Here is a 6,251-nt window from a genome sequence, read left to right on the forward strand (position 1 = left end):
GCGACCCTAGGTCGGGTCGATGGATCGCAGCTTTCCCATCACCCGCCCAATGACCCGCGCCGCAGGGCTCGACCGCCTGTCGGAGTTTCTGGCCGATGCCGGCGCGGCCTACGCCGCCGACCGCAACACCGACCGGGGACCGGCGCACGCGCCGACGACCTCGGCGCTCTCGCCCTACCTGCGCCGCCGCCTCGTCACCGAAGCGGAGGTGGTGGCCGCCGCGGAGCACGCGTTCGGCGACGGAGGCGCGGAGAAGTTCGTGTCGGAGGTGTTCTGGCGGACCTACTTCAAGGGCCATCTGGAGACCCACCCCGCCGCCTGGACGGACGCCCTCGCGTCTGCCGAGGCGGACCACGCGCGCCTGCTCGCCGAGCCCGGCCTGCGCCGGACCTACGAAGGGGCGGTGCAGGGCCGCTCGGGCATCGACGGCTTCGACGACTGGGCGCGAGAGCTCGTGGAGACGGGTTGGCTCCACAACCACGCCCGGATGTGGTTCGCCTCGATCTGGATCTTCACCCTTCGGCTGCCCTGGGCGCTCGGGGCCGACTTCTTCATGCGTCACCTCCTCGACGGCGATCCGGCGAGCAACACCCTGTCTTGGCGCTGGGTGGCGGGCCTCCATACCCGCGGCAAGCACTACGTCGCCCGGGCCGAGAACATCCGCCGGTACACGGAGGGGCACTTCGCCCCCACCGGGCTCGACGAATACCCGGATGCCCTCGACGAGCCTATGCCGCCGCGCGAGGTCCCGCTGCCGCCCGCCGATGCTCCGCCGTCGGGCGAGGTCGCGCTGCTCCTGCACCTCGACGACCTGAACCCGGAGAGTCTGCCGCTCGGCGCCGCGACGGTCGTGCGCGTCGGCGGCCTGATCGCTCACGCGGACGGAGCGTCCGATCGGGTCAAGTCCGCCGATGCGGAGGCGATGGCGGATGCCCTGGCCCGGGCCGGTGCCCATTTCGGGTGTCCGGCCGGGGCTGTCGAGACCGACTGGGCGGGCGATCGGCCGGTCGTGACGGCTTGGGCACCTATCGGCCCTTCGGCGGCCGCCCTGCCGGAGGGATGCCGGCGCGTGCGCCGGGCCTGGGACGAGGCCGCCTGGCCGCGATCCACGCGGGGTTACTCCCGCCTGCGCTCCGTCATCCCGGCCCTCCTCGGCCGCTGAACCTCCGGCGTGCCGGCCAATCTTGGCCGCATCCCGGCCCGGCCGGAAACGCCGGGCGGACCCGCGTTTTTGCAACGCAACATAAGCGCGCTCAGGCCGTTGTTTCGATGCTACCCTCGCATCGATGCGTGAGGGACGGCATCGGGTTCATTCGCTCGCCGGGCGAAACCGCGATGCTGCCGCCTCACCGGAAGTCATCCCGATGCGCCCCATGCCCCTGCTCGCCGGCCTCGCCGCCGCGCTCCTCCCGCTCCCCGCCCTGGCCTCCTCGTGCGCCGAGCAGATCGGCACCATCGAGCGCCGCCTCGACAGTTCCGGTGCCGTTCAGGTCGCCGGCCTCAAGGACGGCCATACTCTGCGCACGGGTTCGCTCCGCGGCCTCCAGGCTCCCCGCCCCGATGCACCGAGCGATCTCGCCATGGTCTCGACCGCCGACCACGTCGCCGTGGCCCGGACCCTCATCATCCGGGCGTCCGACGAGGACCGGCGCGGCGACCAGCGCGCCTGCGAGAACACGATGAGCGAGGCCAAGGGCATGATCGGCGCCTTGCCGTAGGCCATCCCGACAGACCGGGCCGGGGGGCACGTCCCCAGCCACATTCCCCACGCCCCCGTTTTCCATCCCGAGGAGTGCCACGACGATGATTGGTCCAGCCGAAATCGAGGACATGCGACTGGACCTCGTCGCCTTTCACGAGCAGGCGAGGCTCTACGACGCGGCCCTCGCCCCCCTGCATCGACACTGGGCACGACGCGGCGGCACCTCGGTGGGCAACGTCACCCGGATCTGCGACCTCGCCTTCGCCCGGGCCGCCGACCGTCCGTTCAGCGACTGGAAGGCTGTCGCCTCCGAGGCCGCCTGCGAAGCGGGATACGGCATCCTCTGGGACGGCGATGAGGTGACGGCGATCCAGACCCATCCGGGGCGCCTTCTCTCCTGATTTCGGGACGGTCGGCGGGAACGCCGACGCCGTTCGGTACCGGAAGGTCATTGCGGGCGCCGGTGTCGCGGAGGCACGGCCGCGCGGAACGCGCCTGTTCGCGGGATCGTTGACCCGTCAATGGAAATCTATGTCCTCGTCGTCGCCGGGTTCGGTGTCCTGGTGCTTCTGACGGCATGGCTGCCGATGGTGCTTCGGGCTCTGCCCCTGTCCCTGCCCATCTGCTGTGTCGGTATCGGCGCGGCCCTGTCCATGTTCCCCGCGATCGCCGACCTCACCCCTCATCCGGGTTCGCACCTCGCCGTCATCGAGCATGCGAGCGAGGCGGTCGTCGTCATCTCCCTGATGGGCGCGGGCCTGAAGATCGACCGGCTGATCGGCCTCAAGACCTGGTCGGTGACCTGGCGCCTCCTCGGCATCGGCATGCCGCTCACCATCCTGGCCCTGACCGCGCTCGGCTCGGCCCTGCTCGGGCTCGGCCTCGCGGCCGCCCTGCTGCTCGCCGCGTCCCTGGCCCCGACCGATCCGGTGCTCGCCTCCGACGTTCAGGTCGGCCATCCGGCCGAGGACCACGAGGACGAGCCGCGCTTCGCCCTGACTTCCGAGGCCGGCCTCAACGACGGGCTCGCCTTTCCGTTCGTGAACCTCGCCGTCGCGCTGGCCGGGGCCGGCAGCCTGACCGGGCTGTCCTGGTCGCACTGGCTCTCCATCGACGTTCTCTGGAAGGTGGCCGTCGGTGCCGTGCTGGGCGCAGCGGTCGGGCGGGCGCTCGGGTGGCTGACCTTCCACTTGCCCAATCTCTCGAAGCTTTCCCGGACCGGCGATGGCTTCGTGGCCCTCGGGGTCACCTGCATCGCCTATGGCTGCGTCCAGGCCGTGGACGCCTACGGCTTCGTCGGCGTCTTCGCGGCGGCCCTCGGGCTGCGCTCGTCCAGCCGCGGCCACGCCTATCACCGCAAGATGCACGACTACGCCGAGGAACTCGAACGCCTCTTGATGATGGTGCTGCTAGTGGGGTTCGGAGCCGTCCTCGTCGGCGGAGGCCTGCTGCAGCCCCTGACCTGGCCGGCCGTGGCCTTCGCGCTGATCGGCCTCCTCGTGGTGCGTCCCGTGAGTTGCTGGATCGGCCTTATCGGCAGCGGCCGCTCGCTGGCGGATCGCGCCGTCGTCAGCATCTTCGGCATACGCGGGCTGGGCACGGTCTATTACCTCGCCTTCGCCATGGGGCACGCCACTTTCGAGCGGACGGACCTGATCTGGGCCACGGCCGGCCTCACCGTGCTGCTTTCCATCCTCGGGCACGGCATCACGGTCACGCCGGTCCTGCGTGCCCTCGACCGGCGCATGGGACGCGACACGCAGAGCGCCCAGCTCGACCTGAAGCTCGCCGTTCCGCGCCCGTGAGCGGAAGGCCCCCGGAATCGCGGCGCGCATCGCCGCAGGCCAGAACATGGAGTGCCCCGAACGGGTCATCGTCACGGACCGGCAATGCGCGGTTCGCCGAGGAGTCGGACCCATGAAGCACAAGCCCCTGCGGGATCAGGTCATCGTCATCACCGGCGCGTCCAGCGGCATCGGGCTGGCGACCGCGCGCATGGCCGCGCGGCGGGGCGCCCGGGTGGTGCTGGCGGCACGCAGCACCGACGTGCTCGCCCGCATCGTCGGCGAGATCGAGGCCGAGGGGGGCCAGGCCGTCGCGGTGACGGCGGATGTCGGCCAGCGCGCGGACGTGCAGGCGATCGCCGATGAGGCACGGGCGTGCTTTGGCGGCTTCGACACCTGGGTCAATGTGGCGGGCCTTACCGTCTACGGCCCCTTGCGCGAGATCGCGTATTCCGACCACGAGCGCCTGATCCAGACCAACCTCTGGGGCACGGTCAACGGATCGCTGATCGCGGTCGAGCACCTGCGGCGGCACGGCGGGGCGCTCATCAACGTCGGCAGCGTCGCCTCCGACCTCGCCTTCCCGTTCCAGGGCCTCTACGCCACCTCGAAGCACGCCGTGAAGGGGTTCACCGACACCCTCCGCATGGAGTTGATCGCCGAGGGCGCACCGGTCTCGGTCACCCTGGTCAAGCCGGCCTCGGTCGACACGCCGCTGCCGAACCGGGCGCGCAACTACATGGACCGCGAGCCGACGCTGCCGCCGCCGATCTATCCGCCGGCGGAGGTCGCCAATGCCATCCTGCACGCCGCGGTGCATCCGCAGCGGGACATATTCGTGGGCGGCGGCGGCAAGATGTTCGTGATGGGCAAGGCGTTGGTGCCCGGTGCCTACGACGAGTTGGCCCCTGCCATCATCGCCCTCCAGAAGCGTGGCGAGCCGCCCCGCAATCCCACCGGCGCTTTGCACGCCCCGGCGCAGGCCGGAGACGAGCGCGGCGACCCGCCCGTCTACGTCATGCGCACGAGCGCCTACACCCGCGCCACGCTGCATCCGCTGACGACCCTGGCGATCGCCACGGGCCTAGCGGCCACGGGAGCCCTCGCCCTCGCACGGCGCGCTCGACGTCCGCTCTGATGCACATGGCCTCAGGGAACGCGGAGCTGCGACACGGTCCCGGGCGGTGATCCGGTCGGCGGATGCGCGGATGCATGCGCCGGTGCCGCATCCGCCGGACCGTGGCTGGAACGGTCAGCCTTCGCGCCCGTCGAGCCGGAGGCGCTCGTGCGCCTCGGCCGGGGTCATCGACCGGATCGCGTCTTCCGTGAATCCAAGGTCACGAAGTCGACCCCTCTGACGCTGCGTGATCATCAGCGAGATCGCGGGCGATCGCGCGGCGCGTGTCTCGGGCCGATCGTCGTCGGCCCGGGCACGGCGTTCCCGGAACACAGCCTCCGCCTCGTCACGATCGAGGAACCGCAAGAGATCGTCATCGGACTCCATCGTCATCCGGTCACCTTGTCCTGCGTCTCGAATGTCGACTTTGCCGTACCGACCGGGGGTGATGTCGGATCGGCCGAATCCGAAGGTCCCGCGAAGGACCTGGGTCGGAAACCGGAGTGAAGCCGATGCGCTGACGGATGATGGCGGTAGGTTTCACTCACCCGATAGGATCGGGATGCGATGCAGCTCGTTCCCGCCGGAATCCTTGATCACGAGCTCCCACGCGCCGTCCACATCCATCAATTCTCCGCCACTGCGCAATTCCTCGATCACGATGCCGGCCTGCTCAATGGCCTCCGAAAGGTCGGCGGAATCGACGCCCTCCGCATCGGACATCGTGTTGCGGCCGTCGGTGAGATCGAAATGAAAATGCATGAGGGAATTGCTCTGCACCACGCGAGAATCAGGCAGGTGTGAATAGCTCGATTCGCCCAGAGTGCAACGCGTTGTTGGGCAAACGAACTACGCCAAGGGTCGTGTCAAACCTCGCTGAAGGATGTCCCAGCGGTTTTAGTCTGCGGAAAGATTCGCCCCTTGGCTAGGATGGTGTCCGAACCTCCATCGGAAGGACGATTCAGCCGATTACTGAAAATCCCGAATTGTCTACAATGCGGCCTTGACTCACTCCGCGTGATAGTCTTGGTTACTTTTTTGCGGCGCAGCGTAGGCGATCGGGGGAGGCAATTAACTAATGGTAGGGTTCGAGGAACATCCAATCGTTGCGGGATCGGATCCCCTCCCCGAGCGTATCTTGAGCCTGCGAATTCACATTCGATCCATGATCAGGAAGCTGAACGCTAGTCTGAAGACCGGACGTTGAGAATAACGCTGGAGCGATGATCCGCGTTCGCGCGGCTTCAACAGCCGAGCATCGAAATCATCATTGAATCGCAGACGGGCGAGGCCTGCTTACCCGGCTGTAAGGACGGCCCCGTGGCTCGGGCCCCAACATGGCTCTCACCGTTCCCGCCAGGCCTTTGCGATCTGATCGGCGAGGGGTTTGACGAGGTAGCTGAGCACGGATCGGTCGCCGAGCTGCATGAAGCTTTCGACCGGCATGCCGGGCACGAGGCGGGCGGGGCCGAGGCGCTGGCGCTGGTCGTCGGGCACGCGGATGCGGGCGGTGTAGTAGCTCATTCCCGACTTCGGGTCGGTGGTGACGTCGGCCGAGACGCGGCTGACCACCCCGTCGATCTCCGGGGTGACGCGCTGGTTGAAGGCGGGGAAGCGCAGGATGGCCGTCTGGTCGAGGCGGACGTTG

8 protein-coding genes are annotated in these 6,251 nt (G+C 68.9%); 6 read left to right on the forward strand and 2 right to left on the reverse strand.

Translation table 11 applies throughout. The features are described 5' to 3' along the window. The first annotated feature begins 19 nt into the window (after positions 1–19). The 6 genes from MFF30_RS21495 (at position 20) to MFF30_RS21520 (ending at position 5,110) form a co-directional block, all read left to right on the forward strand. Positions 20–1,162: an FAD-binding domain-containing protein gene (locus MFF30_RS21495; RefSeq protein ID WP_238282021.1), complete on the forward strand. Its 1,143-nt coding sequence runs from the start codon at positions 20–22 to the stop codon at positions 1,160–1,162. Positions 1,163–1,364: 202 nt separating this feature from the next. After that, positions 1,365–1,718 (forward strand): hypothetical protein, encoded by a 354-nt coding sequence (locus MFF30_RS21500; protein WP_238282023.1) that lies wholly within the window; start codon positions 1,365–1,367, stop codon positions 1,716–1,718. A gap of 85 nt (positions 1,719–1,803) precedes the next feature. Beyond that, entirely contained in the window at positions 1,804–2,103 is a 300-nt protein-coding gene (locus MFF30_RS21505) for a hypothetical protein (RefSeq protein ID WP_238282025.1), read from the forward strand. Between the two features lie 120 nt (positions 2,104–2,223). Next, positions 2,224–3,507: a cation:proton antiporter gene (locus MFF30_RS21510; protein WP_238282027.1), complete on the forward strand. Its 1,284-nt coding sequence runs from the start codon at positions 2,224–2,226 to the stop codon at positions 3,505–3,507. Positions 3,508–3,619: 112 nt separating this feature from the next. Then, positions 3,620–4,624: an SDR family oxidoreductase gene (locus MFF30_RS21515; protein ID WP_238282030.1), complete on the forward strand. Its 1,005-nt coding sequence runs from the start codon at positions 3,620–3,622 to the stop codon at positions 4,622–4,624. 147 nt (positions 4,625–4,771) lie between these two features. Then, positions 4,772–5,110: a hypothetical protein gene (locus MFF30_RS21520; protein ID WP_238282033.1), complete on the forward strand. Its 339-nt coding sequence runs from the start codon at positions 4,772–4,774 to the stop codon at positions 5,108–5,110. Positions 5,111–5,143: 33 nt separating this feature from the next. On the opposite strand, the gene MFF30_RS21525 is transcribed toward MFF30_RS21520, so the two are convergent. Continuing rightward, positions 5,144–5,386 (reverse strand): DUF6894 family protein, encoded by a 243-nt coding sequence (locus tag MFF30_RS21525; RefSeq protein ID WP_238282035.1) that lies wholly within the window; start codon positions 5,384–5,386, stop codon positions 5,144–5,146. Between the two features lie 561 nt (positions 5,387–5,947). Beyond that, the coding region (locus MFF30_RS21530; protein ID WP_238282036.1) for a beta-barrel domain-containing protein at positions 5,948–6,251 on the reverse strand (304 nt) is incomplete at its 5' end.

The sequence above is a fragment of the Methylobacterium goesingense genome, assembly GCF_022179225.1.
GTDB lineage: Bacteria > Pseudomonadota > Alphaproteobacteria > Rhizobiales > Beijerinckiaceae > Methylobacterium > Methylobacterium goesingense.